Source organism: Pseudogemmobacter sp. TB195, from assembly GCF_058313095.1.
The window spans coordinates 176,268-196,916 of record NZ_JBZEGG010000001.1 but is presented as its reverse complement, the minus strand read 5'-3'; the positions used below and the strand labels follow the sequence as shown (position 1 = coordinate 196,916).

Sequence of the window (20,649 nt, the reverse complement as noted above, 5' to 3'; positions counted from 1 at the left end):
AAGAATTGCCGCGAGCAGAGGCAGAATATGGCGACGAAAAAAGCACCGGCGGAGCATGCGCTTCCGCTGAACGAAATTCTTGCGGGTGATTGCATCGAGATCATGGAGAGCCTGCCGGCGGGCTCGGTAGACCTGATTTTTGCGGACCCGCCCTACAACCTTCAGCTGAAGGGCGACTTGCACCGGCCGGATAATTCCAAGGTCGATGCGGTGGATGATCACTGGGATCAGTTCGCCTCTTTCGCTTCCTATGACGAGTTCACCCGGCGCTGGCTGGCGGCTGCAAAGCGGCTGTTGAAGCCCAATGGCGCGATCTGGGTGATCGGATCCTATCACAATGTGTTCCGTCTGGGCGCCGAGCTGCAGAACCAGGGCTACTGGATTCTGAACGACGTGGTCTGGCGCAAATCGAACCCGATGCCGAATTTCAAAGGCAAGCGGCTGACCAATGCGCATGAGACGCTGATCTGGGCCTCGAAAGACGAAAAGGCGAAATATACCTTCAATTACGAGGCCTTGAAGGCTTTGAACGAAGGCATCCAGATGCGGTCAGACTGGGTGATTCCGATCTGCACCGGGCATGAGCGTCTGAAGGACGAGCATGGCGACAAGGCGCATCCGACGCAAAAGCCCGAGGCGCTGTTGCACCGCGTGCTGCTGGCGACGACCAATCCGGGCGATGTTGTGCTGGACCCGTTCTTTGGCACCGGCACCACGGGGGCTGTCGCCAAGATGCTGGGCCGCGATTTCATCGGGATCGAGCGCGAGGAAGCCTATCGCAAGGCCGCGCTGGAGCGGCTGGCGCGGGTGCGCAAGTTCGATGCTTCGGCGCTGGAGATCACCGGCTCGAAACGGGCCGAACCGCGGGTGCCCTTCGGCCAGGTGGTGGAGCGCGGCATGCTGCGCCCGGGTGAGGAACTCTGGTCGCTCGGCAATCGCTACAAGGCCAAGGTCCGCGCCGATGGCACGCTGATCGGCAATGACGTCAAGGGCTCGATCCACCAGGTCGGGGCGGCCTATGAACGCGCGCCGTCCTGCAATGGCTGGACCTACTGGCATTTCAAACGCGACGGGAAAATGATCCCGATCGATATCCTGCGCCAGCAGATCCGGGCCGAGATGGGGGCCGATGCAGGAGCAGCCTCGGCGGCGGCTTCGCGCCCGAACTGATGCGATTACAATAAGATACGTGAACGCCTGCGCCCCGGTCCGCCTGGGGTGCCACTGCCCCGCCATGTTTACGTGGCGGGGCCTTTTGGTTGCGCGCGCCCTGGAGGGTCAGATGTTCTTCGCGGCGAAAGTCGCGAATTTTTCCAGCACGGTGCCGAGGAATTTTGCGGTCTCTGGTTTCAGCCCGCCCTTGTCATCCAGCATGTTCTGCACCTGGGCCAGATAGGCTTCGGGCTGTTGCAATGTTGGCATGTCGAGGAAGACCAGCGACTGGCGCAGATGGTGATTGGCGCCGAAGCCGGAAATCGCGCCCATCGAAGCCGAGATCACCGCAGCCGGCTTGCCGCCCCAGACACTGTGCCCATAGGGGCGCGAGCCGACATCCAATGCGTTTTTCAGCACCGCCGGCACCGAGCGGTTATATTCCGGCGTGACAAAGATCACCGCCTGTTTCGCCGCAATTGCCTTGCGGAATGCGGTCCAGGCAGCGGGTGGCGTGCCCTCGTCCAGATCCTGGTTGTAAAAGGGCAGATCCCCGATCGGGATGATCTCAAGGGTCATGCCCTTGGGTGCAAGGGCCTGCAGCCCTTTGGCGACCGAGAGATTGTAAGACCCGGCGCGCAGGCTTCCGACCAGGACGGCGACTTCCAGCTTGGACATTTGAAGGCTTCCTTCTGTTGATCCATGCATTCAGTGTTACGCATTACGGCCCGGGCGCAAAGGCTAGGGTGCTGGAGGCCCTGTGCCGATCGGCAAGGATCAGCCGTGAGGCTCAGCCGCGCCCGACATAGGGCATCGCAGTTGCCATGATCGTCGTGAAGAGTGTGTTCACCGTCAGCGGCTGGCGCGCGATCATCACGATGGCCTCGACGACATGGGCGACATCCATCACCGGCTCGGGGCGGATGCTGCCATCGGCCTGGAGCATGCCCCTGGGCATATCAGCCGTCATCGGCGTTGCGGCATTGCCGATATCGATCTGGCCGACTGCGATGCCATGTTCGCGTCCCTCAAGTGCGAGGGATTTGGTCAGCCCGGTCACCGCATGTTTCGACGCCGCGTAAGAGATCGTCTGCGGTCGTGGCACATAGGCCGAGATCGAGCCATTGTTGAGGATACGCCCGCCTTTGGGGTCTTGCACCAGCATCTGCCGCCAGGCCTCGCGCGCGCAGTAGAAGGCGCCGTTCAGATTGATCGCAATCACCGCATCCCAGCTGTCCGGCGTGGTATCCTCGACCCGCGCCTGGCCGCCAAAGGCACCGGCATTGTTGAAGAGGAAATCGATCCGGCCAAAACGCGCGACGATCTGCGCGAAAGCCTCGCGGACCGCGTCGGACTGGCTCAGATCGGCGGTGACGATCAGCGCGCGGTCGGGATCTGCGCTGTGCGCCGCCGTTTCCGCCAGGGGCGCCTCGCGACGGCCGATCAGCGCGCAGCGATAGCCCGCCGCGATCAGCGCCTGTGCCACGGCGCGCCCGATCCCCGATCCGGCACCGGTGATCACCGCGACCGGCAATTCGCTTTGTGTCATCTCAGCCCTCCCCGGCCTCGGTAATATCCACCGAATGGCGGCCCTCCTGCTGGCCGTCAAGCCGCAGCATCCCCGTCACCGGCGCCACATCACCATAGTCGCGGCCCATGCCGACATCTATATGGTCCGCACCGGTGAAACAGGCATTGGTCGGATCATAATCGATCCAGCCGCGCTGGCTGCCGCCCCAGGCCCTGACCCAGGCATGCATCGCATCTGCGCCAATGAGGCGCTTTCGCCCGGGCGGCGGCAGGGTGCGCAGATAGCCTGCCACATAGGCCGCCGGAATGCCGAGGCTCCTGAGGCCGCCCACCATGATCTGCGCGAAATCCTGACAGACGCCATTGTGTGCGGCAAAGGCCTCGGCCGGCGACGTGTTGACATCGGTGGCGCCGGTCTCGAACCTCATATGGTCATGGAGCATGAGGCCAAGCCGTTCTGTCACCACCGCCACGCTGTCTCCCGTCCTCAGCGCGCCGGCCGCAAAATCGCTGATGGCGTTTACCGGGGGGATGCGGCGCGAGGGCAGGTGGTAATGCAGCGGCGATGTCGGCCCGAGGCTGCGGCATTGCGCGATCTCGGGGCCGAGTTGGGTGACCGGCATCGAGAGGTCGAGCCCCTCGGGCTCTGCCAGCCGCTCGACCTCGGCTTCAAGGCGCAGCTCAAGCCGCGTCAGCCCGGCGGGGATTGCCGCCTCAACGACAGCAGTGCCGAAAAAATCGGTAAAAAAGCCCAGCTCGCCCGGTTCCGGCTCCAGCGTGACCTGGGATCCCAGAAGACGCTGGCGCCCGGGCAGAGTGGCGGGAAGGATGCGGAAATGCTGCCGCCCGGCGCCGCTGGGCCGGTCGAATTCATAGCTGATCTGCAGACGCAGCTTATAAAGGCTCATCGGAAATAGCGCTCCGAGATCAGGTCTGAAACCTCGCCCAGCCGCATCTGCACGGCATAGAGCGCTGCACTGTCGAGCGTTTCCGGCGTAGCGGTGGCGAGGTCGGTCTGCAGCCGCAGCAATGCGCGTGCCGGGGCGCTCAGCCGGTTTTCGACCAGGGCCTCGGGCAGCATCCGGATCAGATCCATCATGCCATCGACCTGGTTGCGGATCGCGCGCGGGTTCAGCGGGTCCAGCGCCAAAAGCCCGATCACCGGCCCGCGCCCCGAACTCATGGAATAGCGGCGCCGATGGATCATGACGGAATCGCCCAGCTCGATACACAGGTCGATGCCGCCGGGGTCGGCTTCGGGATCTGTCAGCGCCGCCAGCCAGCCCGCCATATTTCGGGCGCGTTCCTGCATCCGCCCCAGCGTCAGAAACCGCCAGCCGATCAGCCGGTACATATTTTCATGCACCAGGCCCGAAAAGCCCGCGAGCTTGCGCAACAGCGCCGAAAGCGCCTGGGCTGCATCATCGCCCGGGGTGACCTGCTGCGCCAGGCGTCGTGCCGATTTATCGAGATCCGTCAGCGCCGCCCAGCCATCGGTCGAGAAGCGGTCGCGCAGCTGCGCCGCCGAGGTGAGCGCGCGCCCGATCGTGTCCAAAAGCCCCTCGGGAATCGGATCGTCATGGTCGAGACCGGCAAATTCCAGGAGCTGATCGGTCTCGGCCAGCAGCGGCAGCGATCCGGTGCCGCTTACAGCGATGCGGCCATGATGCGCGCGCAACAGCCGCACCATGCCCTCGCTGCGTTCGACATAGCGGCCCAGCCAGAACAGGTTGTCAGCGGCGCGGGCGGGCAGCTCATCGGGTTCGGGCATGCCGCTTTGCCCTGCCGGGCGGTTCATCAGCGTATCGCCGCCCACATCGTCGGGCGAGATGATCCAGACATCCGCCGCCCCGCCGCCGCGCTGCATCGCCAGCGCCGCCGGGTCGGTGGTGGCGCCGATCCGGGCGAAACCACCCTGCATCACCTTCCACCCCGAAGCGGTGCGCGCGAGATAGACCCTGAGCGACATCGGGCGCGGCGTGATCCTGCCATCGACCAGGGCGGGGGTGGTTGAAAGCCGCACAACCTCTTGCGCCACCAGCGCGCCCTGGTCACGTTCCAGCCGGTCACGCAGGGCGTCTGGCGTCAGGCTGGCCGCCGCCAGCGGGTCATCCATCCGGTCATAGGGCAGGCCGGTGCCAAGCGCGGGGGAAAGGATCATGCGATCTGCTGCTGCCATCACTGCCTGGCGGGCCGCCGCATCGCCGCACCACCAGGTGGCGATATTCGGCAGCATCAGCTTTTCCCCGGTCAGGACCGGCGCGAGGCGCGGCAGAAAGGCCATCAGAGCCCGCGTCTCCAGCACGCCCGATCCCGGCGGGTTGACCATCGAAAACCCGCCCTGACGCAGCGCTGAGACGAGGCCGGGCGTGCCAAGCCGTGAGGCCGGGTCCAGCTCCAGCGGGTCGGCGAAAGACCCGTCTAGCCTGCGCCACAGCACATCCAGCGGCTTGAGGCCCGAGACAGTGCGCAGCATCAGCCGGCCGTGTTCGACCGTCAGATCCTCGCCCTGAACCAGGCTGATGCCCAGATATCGTGCAAGCCAGGCCTGTTCATACCAGGTCTCGTTCCAGGGCCCTGGTGTCAGGATCGCCACACGGGCGGCAGGATCCGTCCGCATCGACAGGAGGTGATCGCGAAACTCGCGGAAGAACCCGGCAAGCCGGTGCAGCTGCGGACCAAAAAGCTGCGGCCCAAAGGCGCGGGTGGTGGCGACCCGGGTCTCAAGCGCATAACCCGCGCCCGAAGGTGCCTCGGTCCGGTCGGCGAGCACCCACCATTGCCCGTCGGGGCCGCGCCCAATCTCAAAGGCGACGAAATGCAGGAAATGGCCGGAGCGTGGCGCGATCCCGACCATCGGCTGCGCCCAGGCGGGGTTGCCCGCCAGCAATTCGGCCGGCAGATGCCCCTCTGCGACCATCCGGTTTGGCCCGTAAATATCCGCCATCAACAGTTCCAGCAAATCGGCGCGCCGGATCAGCGCGGCGGAAAGCCGGGTCCAGTCGGCCTCGTCGATCAGCACCGGCAGATGGCTCAGCGGCCAGGGGCGCTCGACCGAAGCCGTACCGGCAGAGGTGTCATACTGCCGGTAAATCACCCCGGAATCGCGCAGGTAAAGATCGGCGCGCTCGATCGCACGGGTCAGATCAGTGTCGGAAAGCGTTTCCAGATGGTTGATTAAGGGCCGCCAGAGCGGGCGCATCTGCCCGTCCGGCCCGATCAGCTCATCGGGGACGCCGGGCAAAGGGCGGTACGCTGCCAGGCCGAAATCGTGACGCGGCTCTGATCCGGAAGGCGAAGCTCTGGCCGGAACCGAAGGGGAAGGCAAGTCACCAGTCATGGCTGGACCAGATGCCGATGGGGCGTCTCAGGTCAAGGGTCAGCGGGAATTCCGGGTGCCGGGTCTCGGCCTGTGGCTGCCAGAGATTGCCGGTGCCGCCAAAAGGCTGGAACCGCGCGAGGCGCCGTGCCTCCGCCTCGTTGCCGTTGACCGGGAAAGTGTCGTAATTCCGCCCGCCAGGATGGGCGACATGATAAGTGCAGCCGCCCAGACTGCGCCCCGACCAGCGGTCATAAAGGTCAAAGGACAAAGGCGCCTGGGATTTCAGGCGCGGATGGATGGCCAGTGCCGGCTCCCATGCCTTGAACCGGAGGCCCGCCACCGCCTCGCCGCTGCGGGTAGCGGTCAGGGGCAGCTCGCGCCCGTTGCAGGTCACGGCATAGCGGGATGGGTCGGCGGTGGTCAGTTTCACCTGGAGCCGTTCGGTCGAGCTGTCGGTATAGCGCGCGGTGCCGCCAATGGCGCCGGTCTCGCCCAGCACATGCCAGGGCTCCAGCGCCTGACGGATCTCGATATGGGTGCCCTCATAATCGACCTCGCCGCAGAAGGGGAAACGGAACTCTGCCTGCGCGCTGAACCATTCCTCTTTCAGATCAAAACCATGGGCGCGCAGATCGCCCAGAACGTCGCGGAAATCCTGCCAGACGAAATGCGGCAGCATGAAACGGTCATGCAGGCTGGTGCCCCAGCGGGTCAGCGGCCCGGAGGCCGGAGCGTTCCAGAATCGCGCGATCAGGGCGCGGATCAGGAGTTGCTGGGCCAGAGACATCCGCGCATCCGGCGGCATCTCGAAGCCACGGAATTCGACAAGGCCCAGCCGGCCGGTCGGACCATCCGGAGAATAGAGCTTGTCGATGCAGATCTCGGCGCGGTGGGTGTTGCCGGTCACATCGGTGAGCATGTTTCTCAGCAGCCGGTCGGTCAGCCAGGGCAGCGGCGGCTCACCCTCGGATGGCGCGGGGATCTGCGACAGCGCGATTTCCATCTCGTAAAGCGCGTCATGGCGGGCCTCGTCGATCCGGGGCGCCTGGGAGGTCGGGCCGATGAAGAGCCCCGAGAACAGGTAGGACAGCGACGGGTGCCGGTTCCAGTGCAGAATCAGGGAGCGCAGCAGGTCAGGGCGGCGCAGGAATGGGCTGTCGAGCGTCGTGGCGCCGCCGACCACGACATGGTTGCCACCCCCGGTGCCGGTATGTTTGCCGTCGATCATGAATTTCTCGGCGCAAAGACGGCTTTGGCGGGCATCCTCATAGACGCCATTGGTGATCGCGACGCAGTCTTCCCACGAGGTGGCCGGGTGGATATTCACCTCGATCACACCCGGATCGGGGGCGACGCGGATCACATTCATACGTGGGTCATGCGGCGGCTGATAGCCCTCGATATGGACTTTCAGACCCAGTTTCGCCGCCGCCGTCTCAGTCGCAGCCAGCAGGTCGAGGTAATCCTCAAGCCGCACCACCGGGGGCATGAAGACCGAAAGCCGCCCCTCGCGCGGCTCGATCGACAGCGCGGTGCGGACGGCGCCGCCAAGGTCGGAGCCGGCGATCTGTTCGGTGATCTGCTGGCTCTCGGTCGCGGCGGTAAAGCTGGCGCGGGGTTGCGGATGGGGGTCAGATTTCGGCAGGTCGGGGCGGGGTTCGGTCGGATCGGCAGGGTTCAGCCAGGGGTATTCTGCGGCGGAGAGTTGCTTCAGGCTGCCGAGCGGCAGCCGGTAGCCGACCGGGCTGTCGCCAGGGGTCAGAAAGACCTTGCCCCGGCGCATGGACCACAGCTCAGACACCCATTTGCGACCATTTTCGCGCCCCTGCCAGGGCTGCACCGGCAAGACATAGCCGACAGGCTCCGTCAGCCCGCGCGCGAAGACCTGCGAGATGCGATGCCGCGCCTCGGGGTCTTTCAGCTCGGGGTTTTCCGGGGTGACGTTCTCGGGAAGCATCGCCTCTTTCACCAGCCATTCGGCGGGGTCTTCATAGGCGGGCAGAATGAAATCCTGCGGCAGATCAAGCTGTACCGCAATTTCCGACAGCAGCGCCGCCGCCTGTTCGGGCGTCGCGCCCTGATCCTCGCCTTCGGGGGCGATCAGGCTGACATCACGCCAGACCGGATGGCCGTCACGCCGCCAGTAAAGCGAAAAGGTCCAGCGCGGCAGCGTCTCGCCCGGATACCATTTGCCCTGGCCGTAATGCAGAAAGCCGCCCGGCGCGAAACGGTCGCGCAACCGGCGCACCATCTGATCGGCCAGCGCGCGTTTTTGGGGGCCGACGGCTTCGGAATTCCATTCCGGGCTTTCGAAATCGTCAATCGAGACGAAGGTCGGCTCGCCGCCCATGGTGAGCCGCACATCCCCCGCCGCCAGCGCCTGATCGACGCGGGCGCCAAGGGCGTCCAGTTCCGCCCATGCCGCATCGGAAAACGGTTTGGTGATGCGTGGATGCTCCGAGATCCGGGTCACGCGCATGTCGAAATCGAAACCGACATTGGCCTGCCCCGTAAAACCGCCGGTGATCGGGGCGGCATTCCGGTAATGCGGTGTCGCGGAAAGCGGGATATGGCTCTCGCCGGTCAGAAGGCCCGAGGTCGGGTCCAGCCCGATCCAGCCGGCGCCGGGCAGATAGACCTCGGCCCAGGCGTGAAGATCCGTGAAATCGACCTCGGTTCCCGAGGGGCCATCCAGCGCCTTCAGATCTGGTTTCAGCTGGATCAGATAGCCCGAGACAAAGCGCGCAGCGAATCCCAGATGGCGCAAAAGATTGACCAGCAGCCAGGAGCTGTCGCGGCACGACCCCGAGGCAAGTTGCAACGTCTGCGCCGGCGTCTGGACGCCCGGCTCCATCCGGATCAGGTAGTTCACCTCTGAGGCAATCCGCGCGTTCAGCCCGACGATGAAATCGACAGTGCGCAATGGCGCGCGGCTGACCGAGGCGAGCAGGGCGTCGAATTCGGCGCCCTGTGGCTCCACCTGGCGATAGATCGACAGGTCCTGGATCAGATCGTCGGGATAGGTGAAGGGAAAGGTCTCGGCGCTTTCCTCGACGAAGAAATCAAACGGGTTGTAGACGGTCATGTCGGCGACCAGATCAACCTCTATCTTCAGCTCGCGCACCGGTTCAGGAAAGACGAAACGTGCCAGCCAATTGCCGTAAGGGTCTTGCTGGTGGTTGACGAAATGACCGCCGGGGCTGACTTTCAGGCTATGGCTGATCACCCGGGTGCGCGAATGCGGCGCCGGTCGCAGCCGGATCACCTGGGGGCCAAGCAGGACTGGCTGGTCATAGATGTAATGCGTCAGGTGATGGATTGCGGCCTTGATCGACATCGGAACTTCCTGTTGGCGGCCGGCAACATGTTCCACCCCCGGCCCGGAACCCCAGAGTTCAGGGCAAATCCGGGCCGGACAAGGGGTTTTTGCCATCACTTCGCGCAATTGGCGCAAATCCGGGCAATAACTGCCCGCCAATCGGGCAGTCCGCGGGGTCCTTACCCGTCAGCGGTTGTGACCGGCGGCGGCACCGGCGGCGGCAAGGCATTCGTCTGCGGCTGGCGACGCGCCTCGTCTTCAAGTATTTCGCGCTGCCATTCCCGCCAGATCGACATCAGAAGCGCCATCAGAACCGGCCCGACGAAAAGCCCGACAATGCCCATGGTCTTTACCCCGCCGATCAACCCGAAAAAGGTCGGCAGGAACGGCAGCCGCACCGGGCCACCGACCAGCATCGGGCGGATGGTCTTGTCGACGATGAACAGCTCGACCGTGCCCCAGGTGAAGAGCGCGACCCCGGCCCAGGGCGAGCCCGAGGCGACCAGATACAGCGAGGCCAGGGTGAAGGACAAAGGTGCGCCGCCGGGGATCAGCGCCATGACGGCGGTGATGACGGCGAAAGTGACGGGCGAGGGCAGGCCCGCGAAATAATAGGCGATGCCCAGAACCACGCCTTCGCCAATCGCAATCAGCGTCATGCCGGTCACTGTGGCCGAGATGGTGGCGGGCGCGATGCGCGACAGGCGATTCCAGCGCTCGGGGAGGATGCGGGCGCCGACGCGGTCGATCTGTTCCACCACGCGGTCGCCGTCACGATAGAACACGAACAGCGCGATCAGCATGAAAACGAGGTTAAGGAACAGGTGGAAGGCGGTCGATCCCGCGCTGAGCACGCCGCGATAGATCGAGCCGATATTCTCGCCCGAGATCAGCTGTACCAATTCCCCAAGGCCGCCGGGATGGCCAATGGTCGCGCGCCATTTATCATCGATCCAGCCGCCGACCTGCGGCAGTTCGACCAGCCAGTGCGGCGGCGGCGTGCCGGTGCTGTTGATGCGGAACCCCCAGGAGATCCAGTCACGCAATTCGTGGAAGGCGTAGAACAGCGCCGCAAGGATCGGCAGCACCAGAAAGCATAGAAGCACAAGCACCAGTGCCGTGGCGGTCAGGGTGCGCCCCAGCTTTGGCAGCGAGCGTTCGCGCAGGGGCCAGCTTGCGACCGCGATCACGGTGGCGGCCAGCACGGGCACGATAAAGCCGTAGAAGAAATAGACCGAGGCCGCGAGGATCGCGAGCAAGAGCCAGCGCGCCGCCGAAATATCGGTGATCAGCGGGCGACGATATCCGTGCCGCGTTTCCCCGGCAAAGGGTGGCTCGGGGCGGGAGGGAGGTCCGGGGCGGGAAGGGGTCGTCGTTGCGGCCATGTTCCGATCTTTTCCATTTTCCGGCATAGTCGCGCCCCGGGGCGCCAGTGTCGAGATGCCAGTGTCAGGACAGCGGCACTATGGATCGCAGTTTCATGAGACATTCCGATGAAAATCTCTTTTCTGCGGCAGGATTTTCGCGGCACTATGGCCGCGATGTCACCACCCTCAGATGGGGTGGCGCCCCGCGAACTGCAAGTGTTTATGATCTGCAAGTGGTTGCTTTTCCGGATCGTTTTGCGATTTTGCCAATCTCCCGGAAGAGTGGGCAGGGCAGGAATTTCTGGCCCGCCTCTGCCCCTTCGCGACCGCAGAGGTTGTGATGCATATATTTGCAGATTATGGCCAAAACCGAAAACGACTGGAAACTCAGGGCGATCCTGACTGGAGGCGAAGCTATGGCTCCGAAATTTGGCACCAGCGGCCTGCGCGGCCTCGTGACTGAACTGACCGACGCATTGGTGGCGGATTACACCCGCGCCTTTCTCGCGGCCTGCCCCACGGAAGGCGGCTCGGGCGGCGGGTTGTTTGTCGGCGAAGATCTGCGGCCCTCAAGCCCTGGCATTGCGCGTGTGGTGATCGAGACCGCGCTGAAGGAGGGCGTTGATGTCACCGCCTGTGGGGCGCTCCCGACTCCGGCGCTGGCCTGTCTCGCGCGTCGGGCCGGAGCGGCGGCGGTGATGGTGACCGGCAGCCATATCCCCGCCGATCGCAACGGGCTGAAATTCTACACCCCTGCAGGCGAGATCACCAAAGAAGATGAGACCGCGATCCTTGGGGCCCTTGGCCGCGATCCGGGTAATGCCGTCCCTGACGGCCGCAGGTTGCAGGAGGCCGGGGGCAATACTGCCTTTATTCACCGCTATGTGTCGGTCTTCGGCCCTGATGCGCTGCAGAGGCGGCGGATCGGCGTTTACAGCCATTCGGCGGTCGGACGCGAGGCGATGCTTTCAACGCTGCGCGGACTTGGCGCCGAGGCGATTGAGTTTGGCCATTCCGACAGTTTCATCCCGGTCGATACCGAAGCCGTTGACCCCGATGTTGCGCGCCAGATCGCGATCTGGGTGGCAGAGAACGGCCTTGATGCCCTGATTTCGACCGATGGCGATTCCGACCGCCCGCTTTTGGCAGATGAGACCGGGCGCATCGTGCCCGGCGATATCCTCGGCCAGATCGCGGCTGCGGCGCTTGGGGCAGATACGGTGGTGACGCCGGTTTCCTCGAATTCGGGTGTGATGCGCAAGGGATTTGCCTCGGTCAGGCGCACCAGGATCGGCTCGCCTTTCGTGATCGCTGCGATGGAAGCGGCGGGTGGGCGCGTGGTGGGATATGAAGCCAATGGCGGCTTCCTGCTGGGCTTTGACGCGGCGCTGGCCGGCGGCGTGATCCAGGCGCTGCCGACCCGCGATTTCCTGCTGCCGATCCTGATGGTGCTGATTGCGGCGCAGGGCGGCACGGTCTCGACCCTTGTGGCGGGCGAGCCACCGGTCGTGACCCTGTCGGACCGGCTGCAAGAGATCGCGCCAGAGCGTTCGGGCCCCTTTCTCGCGCGGCTGATCGGGGATGCGCGCGCGCGGGCGGCCTTTCTCGCCGGGCTTGGCCAGGAGGAAAAAGCTGTCGATCTGACAGACGGGTTGCGGATCACCCTGGCGACCGGCGCCATTCTGCACCTGCGCCCCTCTGGCAATGCGCCCGAATTCAGGCTCTATACCGAGGCGGAAGATGCGGTTGCAGCACGGAATTTGATGGATCGCGGGCTGACGGCGCTGAGGCAAGAGCTGATCGGATAAAGGTGATTTATGGCTGAGACACGCAAAGCGCTGGTGTCGGGATCTTCGGGCTTTATCGGCTATCACCTCTGCCGTCGCCTGCTGGCGGATGGGTTCCAGGTGATCGGGCTCGACAATATGTCCGATTATTATGACGTGACACTGAAACAGCGCCGCCAGGCGATGCTGAGCCAGGATCCGGGCTTCCAGGTCGTGAATGATTCGGTTGAGACACCCGGCCTGATGATGCAGCTGTTCGACACCCATCGCCCCGATGTGGTGATCCATCTCGCCGCCCAGGCCGGGGTGCGCTATTCCATCGACAATCCGCGCGCCTATCTGGAAAGCAATATAGTCGGCACTTTCGAGATATTAGAGGCAGCCCGCGCCTTCCCACCGCAGCATATGCTGTTGGCCTCGACCTCTTCGGCCTATGGCGCCAATACGAAGATGCCCTATGCGGAAACCGACCGCGCCGATCATCAGATGTCGTTCTATGCCGCGACGAAAAAGGCAACGGAAGGCATGGCGCACAGCTATGCGCATCTCTTCGGCCTGCCGGTGACGATGTTCCGCTTTTTCACGGTTTACGGACCCTGGGGGCGCCCGGATATGGCGCCGATCAAATTCACCGCGAGAATTCTCAGAGGCGAGCCCATCGACGTCTATAACCATGGCGAGATGAAGCGCGACTTCACCTATATCGACGACCTGGTGGAAGGGATCCGCCTTCTGATCGACGCTGCCCCTGTGACGCCGGAAAATGGCCAGGTGTCCGAAGGCGACAGCCTTTCGCCGGTGGCGCCCTGGCGTGTGGTGAATATCGGCAATTCCGAAGCCGTGGAGCTGGATGATTTCATCGCAGCCATCGAGGCCGCCACCGGGCGCAAGGCGATCCGCAATCTGATGCCGATGCAGGCCGGTGACGTACCTGCGACCTGGGCCGATGCGAACCTGTTGAAAAGCCTGACCGGTTATCAGCCCAAAACCCGCGTGCCCGAAGGGGTGGCGACTTTCGTTGCCTGGTATCGTGACTACTACAATGTCTGAGGGCGCGGGCTCTGTCGGCTCGCATACCTGCAATGCGCAGGCCCCGGGCGGAGTTCATCCCGCTCGCCCTTTACAATCTCCCGACCGGCTGGGGCGAGGGAGAATGGACTGCTGGCGCAGTATAAACCGGCATTTCGCGGCGCTGGCAGCAAACATCTGCTCAATCAGAGCATTTGCCGAGTGTCGCCATCCTTGACCCTGTTCCGGCAGGCGCCCCGGACCCGAAAATAGCGGTAAGCCCTTGTTTTCAAGGGATTTCTTTCGCATCAAAAGCTTGGCAGGGGAAAAGGTGAGAGGCTGGACAACGACCCAAACGGATCTCGTTACGGCTGCTTCCTTCCGGACCTGACCGGGTTGGCGAGGCGTTCACCCGCGCCAACCTCTCAAGTCCGATATAAGCGGCCTGAAAGGCTGACGCAAGAGGGGCTCAGATGGCGAGCCCGGCAAGGCGGGCGCCCGCCAGCAGGTCATCGGCGATGTGATGCGCCCAGCGGCCTGTCGGGCTGACGACGTCTTTCACCTGCACCACGGTGCAGCCGGCGCGATGGCCGGCCTCGGCGCCGGTCTCACTGTCCTCAAACACCAGGCAGCGCGACGGGTCGAGATCCAGCATCTCTGCCGCCATCAGATAGGGCTGCGGATCGGGCTTCGGTCGCGTCACCTCGTCCAGCGTGATCACCCCGGCAAAGGCCGCATGGATGCCGGTCAGCTCGAGCTTGCGCAGCGCGCCCGGGCGTCCCGACGAGGTCACGAGCACCGCTGGCACCGCGAGCCCGTCCAGCAGCCGGCGCGCGCCGGGCTTCAGATCCAGGCCCGCTTCGAGATCTTCGTAAAAGGCGCGGTGCAGATCGGTCTGCAGCTGTACGGCGTCCAGCCCCGGCAGCGTCTCACGCAGATATTGGGTGACTGCGGGCTCATCCTTGCCGATCAGCTCATGAAGGAAATCGGGTTCGACCGGATGGCCATGATCCGCAAAAACCCGCATGTTAGAGCGTAGCGCCAGCGCCTCGGTATCGACCAGAGTGCCGTCGAGATCGAAGAAAACCGCGTCAAACATATTCATCCTCAGCCATTGAATCCGCTGGCCGGACCCTGCACCATCACAGATGCAGACGAAAGCGCGAAAAGCCTGATGGCATCAGCCCGATTGGCTCGGGACGCAGCAAGGCGGCGGAGTCGAGCCGCTCGCAGGCGCCGCTTCCACTGTCAAAAAGCACCGAGGTGCCCGGCATCGGCGTGAAGCGCCAGCCGGGGCGGTCATCTGAGACGATCCGCTCCTTTTCGCGGATATAATCGGCGATGATCCCGGTACAGTTGCGGCCCTCATCAAGGACCACTTCACCGGCGGGGCGGCGGGGGTCGTCGGTTATGTAATTATTGACGACGAGGATCACAGGATCGTCTGGCCCAAGCGGCCGGCCGTCGATCATGAGGCCCTTGATGCGGCCCTTGCCGAAGGGGCGCGCGATCCCGGGCGGGGCAGGAGGCAGGCTCAGGTCGATCTGATAGCCGGCACCGATGGCAGCGGCGTAGCTGAAGGCCGGAATCACCGGATTGGTCAGGATCTGGTCAGGTTTGCCCGGCAGGATCTGGTTGAAGAGTGTGCAGGCAAGGTCAAGCCGCCTGGCCAGCTCCGCTCCGGTGGTCAGGAGCGCGGTCAGCGTATTTGGAAACGGATAAAGGCTGAACACGTGGCGCAGCGAGACATTTCCCTGCGGAATGTCGACGTAGTTCATCGGCCCGCCGCGCCCGCCAGAGCGGAAGGACGAAACCAGCGCCACCATCGGCAGTTTGCTCCATGGCCCGCCGTCGAGGCGTGCGCGGGCGTGCGCGCTTAGTGCGGCCCCGATCAGACGCATCGCCTGGCCGTCCGCGACATTGGCAAACCAGGACGAGACCGGCATCGCGACCGTCCCAAGCCGCTGTCGCATCCGGAAAAGCGCGGCGGAGTGATCCTGGGCCAGCGCAAGCCGCAAGGGGGCCGAAGCCTCGCGGATCGTGCGCGACGGCATCCCGGCAACCGTTTCCTGGCCGGCGATCAGGTGCGCCCGGCTGCGCGTCACCTCCCATCGGCGGTTCGGGATGCCGCTCACCGGGCTCAGCCAGAGGTCGATCACCCCCAGATGCGAGCCTTCATGCCCCGGTTGCACCACCGGCTTGCCGGAAATATGGCCGCTGATCCCGTTCACCCTTGGGTCGGAATAGCTGCGCAGGTCGGGAAAGGTCAGGTGGCTATGGCCGGCAATCACTGCATCAAGCCCGGGGATCCCGGCAATCTCGACCGCCTGGTTGTCTTCGGACACACCTGCAACCGGCTGCGCGATGCCGGTATGGGCAAGACAGATCACGATATCCGCCCCCTGCGCCCGCAATTCTGGCACCCAGGCGCGGGCGGTCTCCTCCATCTGCCGTATCTCGAGCCGGTCCCGGATCCAGCGCGCATTCCATTGCAGCGTCTCGGGCGGCGTCAGGGCGAAAATTCCGACAGTGACCGCGCGCCGCGTCCCGTCCGGAAGTGCGATCTCGCGGGTCAACAATGTTGCAGGCGTGGTGAAATGCCGGTCTGCAAGCGGCGTTGACGCCTTCTCCACCAGGACATTGGTGGAAATCACCGGAAAAGCGGCACCCTCAATCGCGCAGCTCAGCGTTTCGAGCCCGTAGTCGAATTCATGATTGCCAAGCGCCACAGCGTCATAGGAGAGGGCGTTGAAGGCGGTGATCGCGGGATGCGGCCGTCTGCCGCGCCGCATCGTTCCGATCTCGGCCAGGGCACCACCCTGCAGAAAATCCCCGTTGTCGAGCAAAAGAGAGGCGGGCGCAGTGCGGCGCGCTTCGGCGATCAGACAGGCGATCTGGGCGAGGCCGGTGCCGGGAAGCTGGCGATTTGCGAAATAGTCATAGGACAGCAGCTGCGCGTGAAGGTCGCTGGTCGCGATGATCCTCAGCAGGCCGGAGCCGTCAGGCGGCGTTTCGCGGGCAAAGACCAATCCTCCGGACCAGAGCCTGTCAGGTTCAGAAGACATGTTGCCATGCCTTCGAAGGGGGTGAGAGTGCAACCATTGCGGTCATATTTGATTGAAACACGGTCGACATTCAAATGAACAACTGAAGGTTGTCACGCCGCTGGCTCAGCCGCAAGCCCCCACGGAAAACTCTGCCGGATGCGTGGCGAAGGGGCTTTTCGGCGCCTGTCCGGCATGTCATCACCGCCTGAAGATCCCTGAAGGCTAATGCGGTGGAGCAAGTGATGCAACAGGCCAGTTCCGTGACTTTTGGCGGCACCGGGCGCGACAGGGGCCATGAGTTGCGCTCTGACCCCGAGGCGCTGGCGGCGCTTCTTGCAGGCGGGCTGATCCTGCCGCTATGGCGCGGGATGCCGCTGGCCGATGACACCACATTGGGGTTTGTGACGACGGGGGATCCGTTGCTGGCCGATGCCCCGCCACCGGTTTTTCTGGGTCTCTGGCGCGAGAAGGGTGTTTTTGCCGCTGATGTCTCGTCCTGGAAGCCGGAAGAGGGTCTTCCGACCGAGACGGTTTTCGATGCCGGGCGGCAGCCGCATCCGCTGGCACCGGCGGGGCGGCAATTCATCGAACTGCGCCAGATCATGGCAGCGCTTGACCCGGACGAGGCCGAGATGGCCGCAACCGCCCGGGCGCTGCTGGAATGGCACCGCACACATGGCTTCTGCCCGTCCTGCGGTGCGAAATCCGAGGCGGGCGGCGCCGGCTGGCACCGCAAATGTCCGTCCTGCAAGGCGATGCATTTTCCACGCACCGATCCGGTGGTGATCATGCTGGTGACCCGGGGCAATGACCTTCTGCTCGGCCGCAGCCCGGGCTGGCCCGAGGGTATGTATTCGACGCTTGCGGGCTTCGTCGAGCCGGGCGAGACCGTCGAGGCTGCGGTGCGCCGTGAGGTTCAGGAAGAGACCGGCGTGATCTGCGGCGCCGTGCGCTACCTGGCCAGCCAGCCCTGGCCTTTCCCGGCCTCGCTGATGCTGGGCTGTCATGCGCAGGCGCTCAGCGATGAGATCATTCTCGACCCGATCGAGCTGGATAACGCGCTCTGGGTCAGCCGCGAAGACATGGTGCGGGTGGTCAATGGCACGCATGAGGCGGTGCGACCGCCACGCCAGGGCTCTATCGCGCGCTATCTTATCGAAAGCTGGCTTGCCGACCGGCTGGATTAAGGGGATTGTTGCAAATCCGGTGGTGAAAGCCGGCATAAAACTACGGCGAAATATCTGACGGTACACAGGATATATCTGAAATAACACCGCGCCAGGGTTTAAGGTCGCGGTATCTCCGGCAAGGTTGCGCCGGTACAGTTTTCACCCGCCGTTTCGCCTCGCAGCTGTGGCGGTCTGCGGTCTGGCATATAACAACACTGACAGTCAGGTTCTGACATATGAAATTCAGCGCGAAGCAGGATATTGAGGCACCACTGGACTTTGTCTGGCAGGAAGTCATCGATTTCGAACATTTCGAGCGCATGGCCGTGCGGCGCGGTGCAGAGGTCGAGCGGATCGATCATCTGAAACGCCCGGAGGCCGGCATGGGCTGGCGACTGCGTTTTGCCTATAAAAGCAAGCCGCGAAAGGTGCTCTTGCGCATTGCCGAGCTGAGCCCGCCCAACGCGCTTGACCTCGATCTCGACAGCCCGTCCGTGGCGGGCGGGGTGCGGCTGGAATTGCTGAGCCTCGCGCCGAAACGCACGCGGGTTTTGCTGGTTGCCGAGACCCGCCCGAAGACCATCGCAGCGCGGCTGCTGATCCAGTCGCTGCGCCTGGTCAAGGGCCGCACGCAGCGCAGGCTGGACGGGCAGATGGGCAAATTCGCGAAGATGATCGAAGAGCGCTGGCTGGAAAGCGCTGGCTGACCTGGGTCAAGCGAGCCATCAGGGCCGGGTCTCAGGGATCACTGGCCTAAGGCATCAGGGTCAGGCGGGCATCCCGCCATCGGAATCATCGCCGGCCTCTTCCAGCAGGCGGCGGTAATCCGGGATCTCGATCAGCCGCTTGCCATGCAGCCGGATGACCCCGTCGCGCTTCAGCGCCGAGATCTGGCGGCTGACCGTTTCCAGCGTCAGGCCAAGGTAATCCGCCATCTCTTCGCGGGTCAGCGGCAGCTCGACCGAGGCCTTGCCCAGCGTCTCATGCACCTTCAGCGACGCATCGCGCCGCGCCACAATCGCCAGCAGCGAGGCGATCTTTTCACGCGCGGTCTTGCGGCCCAGCAGGAGCATCCATTCGCGCGCCGCATCCAGCTCGTCGAGCGTCATTTCCAGCAGCCGCTGCGCAACATGCGGGGTTTTCACCAGCATGTCCTCAAAGGGTTTGCGGCGAAAACAGCACATCACCAGATCGGTCGTCGCGGTGACGTCATAGGTCGCGGTTGCCCGCCCCGGCCGCCCGACGAAATCCGAGGGCAGCAAAAGGCCCACCATCTGGCGCCGCCCGTCTTCCATCGTCTGGGTGAGGGTGGCGATGCCTGAGACCACCGAGGCCACGAAATCCATCCGGTCCCCCGACCAGATCACCGTCTGGCCGGCCTGAAAGCTGCGGTAATATTTCAGCTGCTCCAGCGTATCCATCTCGTCGCTGTCACAACGGGCGCAAACGGCACGATGGCGGATCGGGCAACCGCCGCACTCCATGTGCAAAGCCTGTTTGTCGTGCAGCGTCAAATTCACGCCGGGTGCCTCATTCAAAATCATTGATCTGCGTCAAGGAAGCAGAGCCTGCGCCTCTTTAGGGTAGAGCCATGACGCCAGATAAGCAACTTGAACGGCTGGGACTTTTTGACGCGAAGGTGCCCCGCTATACCTCATACCCGACCGCTCCGCAGTTTCGGGACGGGATCGGGGCGCCTGAGTTTACCTCCTGGCTGGCGCAGATCCCGGCCGGGTCGGGCATATCGCTTTATCTTCACGTGCCTTTCTGCCGCAGGTTGTGCTGGTTTTGCGCCTGCCGCACCCAGGGCACGCAATCCGAAGACCCGGTGATCGCCTATGCCCGGACACTGCGCGACGAGATCGCACTGCTGGCGCGGCATCTGCCTGAGAATGTTACGCTTTCCAGGCTGCACTGGGGCGGTGGCACACCGACCTTGCTGCCGCCGGACGAGATCCTGCGTCTGACGGATGCGATTTTCTCGGTCGCTCCGATGGCACCGGGCGGCGAATTCTCGGTCGAGATCGATCCCAATGAGGCGGATGAGGCGCGCCTTGATGCGCTGGCGCAAGCGGGGATGACCCGGGCCTCGATCGGGGTCCAGGATTTCGATCCCGAGATCCAGAAAGCCATCGGCCGCGACCAGAGCTACGCGCTGACAAAGCGCATTTCCGACGGGCTGCGCGCCCGTGGCATCACCAGTCTGAACGCCGATATCCTTTACGGGCTGCCGCATCAGGACCGCGCCCGCATCGCTGATTCGGTGCAAAAGCTGCTCTCACTGGGGCCGGACCGGGTGGCGCTCTACGGCTATGCCCATGTGCCCTGGATGAGCCGGCGCCAGCAGCTGATCCCTTCGGAAAGCCTGCCGACTCCGCAGGAACGCCTGGCTCTGTTCGACACCGCCCGGGCGCTGTTTGCCGCCGATGGCTATGACGAGATCGGCATCGACCATTTCGCGCTGCCCTCGGATGGCCTGGCGACGACCTGGAAAGAGGGGCGGCTGCGGCGGAATTTCCAGGGCTATACCGATGATCAGTCGGGGGTGCTGGTGGGGCTGGGGGCGTCGTCGATCTCGCGCTTTCCGCAGGGCTATGCGCAGAATGCGCCCGCCACGGCCGCCTATACGAAAGCGATCCGCGAGGGGCGGTTTTCGGTTGCCAAAGGCCATGCCTTCCAGGGCGAAGACCTGATGCGGGGCCGTATCATCGAGGCGCTGATGTGCGATTTCCGCGTTTCGGGCAAGGAACTGACGCGTGATTACGGCGCCAGCCCGGCCCGGCTTGCGGCGCTGTTTGACGCGGCCAGCGCAATGTTCGGCGATATGGTCCTGCGCGACGGCGCCGACCTGATCATCCCGCCCCGGGGCCGGCCGCTGACGCGGATGATCGCGCGGATGTTTGACGCCTATGACAGCGCGAAGGCGCAGCATTCGGCCGCGGTCTGAT

The 20,649-nt window shown here is 64.1% G+C and carries 15 protein-coding genes and 1 other RNA gene; 6 read left to right on the top strand and 10 right to left on the bottom strand.

The window, feature by feature from the left end; translation table 11 throughout:
* Positions 1-27 precede the first annotated feature (27 nt).
* Positions 28-1,170 carry a site-specific DNA-methyltransferase gene (locus AC4FS3_RS00955; protein ID WP_491018963.1) on the top strand — a complete coding sequence of 381 codons (1,143 nt, stop codon included), beginning with the start codon at positions 28-30 and terminating at the stop codon, positions 1,168-1,170.
* A 108-nt stretch (positions 1,171-1,278) separates the two neighbouring features.
* Here the strand turns inward: AC4FS3_RS00955 and AC4FS3_RS00950 are convergent, their stop codons facing one another.
* The 6 genes from AC4FS3_RS00950 to AC4FS3_RS00925 form a co-directional block, all read right to left on the bottom strand.
* Positions 1,279-1,830, bottom strand: a complete 552-nt coding sequence (locus AC4FS3_RS00950; protein ID WP_491018962.1) for an NADPH-dependent FMN reductase — start codon at positions 1,828-1,830, stop codon at positions 1,279-1,281.
* Between the two features lie 112 nt (positions 1,831-1,942).
* Positions 1,943-2,701, bottom strand: a complete 759-nt coding sequence (locus AC4FS3_RS00945; protein WP_491018961.1) for an SDR family oxidoreductase — start codon at positions 2,699-2,701, stop codon at positions 1,943-1,945.
* A gap of 1 nt (position 2,702) precedes the next feature.
* Entirely contained in the window at positions 2,703-3,590 is an 888-nt protein-coding gene (locus tag AC4FS3_RS00940) for a transglutaminase family protein (protein WP_491018960.1), read from the bottom strand.
* Positions 3,587-5,884, bottom strand: a complete 2,298-nt coding sequence (locus AC4FS3_RS00935; protein WP_491018959.1) for a circularly permuted type 2 ATP-grasp protein — start codon at positions 5,882-5,884, stop codon at positions 3,587-3,589. Before AC4FS3_RS00935 ends, AC4FS3_RS00940 begins: the two co-directional genes overlap by 4 nt.
* Positions 5,885-6,011: 127 nt before the next feature.
* Entirely contained in the window at positions 6,012-9,341 is a 3,330-nt protein-coding gene (locus AC4FS3_RS00930) for a transglutaminase family protein (RefSeq protein WP_491018958.1), read from the bottom strand.
* Positions 9,342-9,502: 161 nt separating this feature from the next.
* Positions 9,503-10,708: an AI-2E family transporter gene (locus AC4FS3_RS00925; protein WP_491018957.1), complete on the bottom strand. Its 1,206-nt coding sequence runs from the start codon at positions 10,706-10,708 to the stop codon at positions 9,503-9,505.
* Positions 10,709-11,106: 398 nt separating this feature from the next.
* Between AC4FS3_RS00925 and AC4FS3_RS00920 the strand changes: the two genes are divergently transcribed.
* Both AC4FS3_RS00920 and AC4FS3_RS00915 read left to right on the top strand, forming a co-directional pair.
* Positions 11,107-12,498 carry a phosphomannomutase gene (locus AC4FS3_RS00920; protein WP_491018956.1) on the top strand — a complete coding sequence of 464 codons (1,392 nt, stop codon included), beginning with the start codon at positions 11,107-11,109 and terminating at the stop codon, positions 12,496-12,498.
* Between the two features lie 9 nt (positions 12,499-12,507).
* Entirely contained in the window at positions 12,508-13,527 is a 1,020-nt protein-coding gene (locus AC4FS3_RS00915) for an NAD-dependent epimerase/dehydratase family protein (RefSeq protein WP_491018955.1), read from the top strand.
* Positions 13,528-13,814: 287 nt separating this feature from the next.
* Here AC4FS3_RS00915 and ffs read toward each other — a convergent pair.
* The 3 genes from ffs to AC4FS3_RS00900 all read right to left on the bottom strand — a co-directional run bounded on the left by ffs (position 13,815) and on the right by AC4FS3_RS00900 (position 16,550).
* An RNA gene (gene ffs, locus AC4FS3_RS00910) (signal recognition particle sRNA small type) lies at positions 13,815-13,913 on the bottom strand.
* Positions 13,914-13,954: 41 nt separating this feature from the next.
* A complete protein-coding gene (locus AC4FS3_RS00905) occupies positions 13,955-14,584 on the bottom strand; it encodes an HAD family hydrolase (RefSeq protein WP_491018954.1) in 630 nt (209 codons plus the stop codon).
* Between the two features lie 43 nt (positions 14,585-14,627).
* Entirely contained in the window at positions 14,628-16,550 is a 1,923-nt protein-coding gene (locus tag AC4FS3_RS00900) for a metallophosphoesterase (protein WP_491018953.1), read from the bottom strand.
* A gap of 224 nt (positions 16,551-16,774) precedes the next feature.
* Here AC4FS3_RS00900 and nudC point away from each other — a divergent pair, with 224 nt between their 5' ends.
* A complete protein-coding gene (gene nudC, locus AC4FS3_RS00895; RefSeq protein ID WP_491018952.1) occupies positions 16,775-17,719 on the top strand; it encodes an NAD(+) diphosphatase in 945 nt (314 codons plus the stop codon).
* 218 nt (positions 17,720-17,937) lie between these two features.
* Positions 17,938-18,408: an SRPBCC family protein gene (locus AC4FS3_RS00890; protein WP_491018951.1), complete on the top strand. Its 471-nt coding sequence runs from the start codon at positions 17,938-17,940 to the stop codon at positions 18,406-18,408.
* A 60-nt stretch (positions 18,409-18,468) separates the two neighbouring features.
* Here the strand turns inward: AC4FS3_RS00890 and fnrL are convergent, their stop codons facing one another.
* Entirely contained in the window at positions 18,469-19,215 is a 747-nt protein-coding gene (gene fnrL, locus AC4FS3_RS00885) for a transcriptional regulator FnrL (RefSeq protein ID WP_198835785.1), read from the bottom strand.
* A gap of 77 nt (positions 19,216-19,292) precedes the next feature.
* Here fnrL and hemN point away from each other — a divergent pair, with 77 nt between their 5' ends.
* Complete coding sequence (gene hemN, locus AC4FS3_RS00880; protein ID WP_491018950.1) at positions 19,293-20,648, top strand: oxygen-independent coproporphyrinogen III oxidase; 1,356 nt, start codon at positions 19,293-19,295, stop codon at positions 20,646-20,648.
* Position 20,649 lies beyond the last annotated feature (1 nt).

What these genes read in the sequence shown, in the direction of transcription:
- AC4FS3_RS00955 (WP_491018963.1), top strand. Translation starts at nt 28, where the DNA reads ATGGCGACGAAAAAAGCACCGGCGGAGCATGCGCTTCCGCTGAACGAA.
- AC4FS3_RS00950 (WP_491018962.1), bottom strand. Translation starts at nt 1,830, where the DNA reads ATGTCCAAGCTGGAAGTCGCCGTCCTGGTCGGAAGCCTGCGCGCCGGG.
- AC4FS3_RS00945 (WP_491018961.1), bottom strand. Translation starts at nt 2,701, where the DNA reads ATGACACAAAGCGAATTGCCGGTCGCGGTGATCACCGGTGCCGGATCG.
- AC4FS3_RS00940 (WP_491018960.1), bottom strand. Translation starts at nt 3,590, where the DNA reads ATGAGCCTTTATAAGCTGCGTCTGCAGATCAGCTATGAATTCGACCGG.
- AC4FS3_RS00935 (WP_491018959.1), bottom strand. Translation starts at nt 5,884, where the DNA reads ATGCGCCCGCTCTGGCGGCCCTTAATCAACCATCTGGAAACGCTTTCC.
- AC4FS3_RS00930 (WP_491018958.1), bottom strand. Translation starts at nt 9,341, where the DNA reads ATGTCGATCAAGGCCGCAATCCATCACCTGACGCATTACATCTATGAC.
- AC4FS3_RS00925 (WP_491018957.1), bottom strand. Translation starts at nt 10,708, where the DNA reads ATGGCCGCAACGACGACCCCTTCCCGCCCCGGACCTCCCTCCCGCCCC.
- AC4FS3_RS00920 (WP_491018956.1), top strand. Translation starts at nt 11,107, where the DNA reads ATGGCTCCGAAATTTGGCACCAGCGGCCTGCGCGGCCTCGTGACTGAA.
- AC4FS3_RS00915 (WP_491018955.1), top strand. Translation starts at nt 12,508, where the DNA reads ATGGCTGAGACACGCAAAGCGCTGGTGTCGGGATCTTCGGGCTTTATC.
- AC4FS3_RS00905 (WP_491018954.1), bottom strand. Translation starts at nt 14,584, where the DNA reads ATGTTTGACGCGGTTTTCTTCGATCTCGACGGCACTCTGGTCGATACC.
- AC4FS3_RS00900 (WP_491018953.1), bottom strand. Translation starts at nt 16,550, where the DNA reads ATGTCTTCTGAACCTGACAGGCTCTGGTCCGGAGGATTGGTCTTTGCC.
- nudC (WP_491018952.1), top strand. Translation starts at nt 16,775, where the DNA reads ATGCAACAGGCCAGTTCCGTGACTTTTGGCGGCACCGGGCGCGACAGG.
- AC4FS3_RS00890 (WP_491018951.1), top strand. Translation starts at nt 17,938, where the DNA reads ATGAAATTCAGCGCGAAGCAGGATATTGAGGCACCACTGGACTTTGTC.
- hemN (WP_491018950.1), top strand. Translation starts at nt 19,293, where the DNA reads ATGACGCCAGATAAGCAACTTGAACGGCTGGGACTTTTTGACGCGAAG.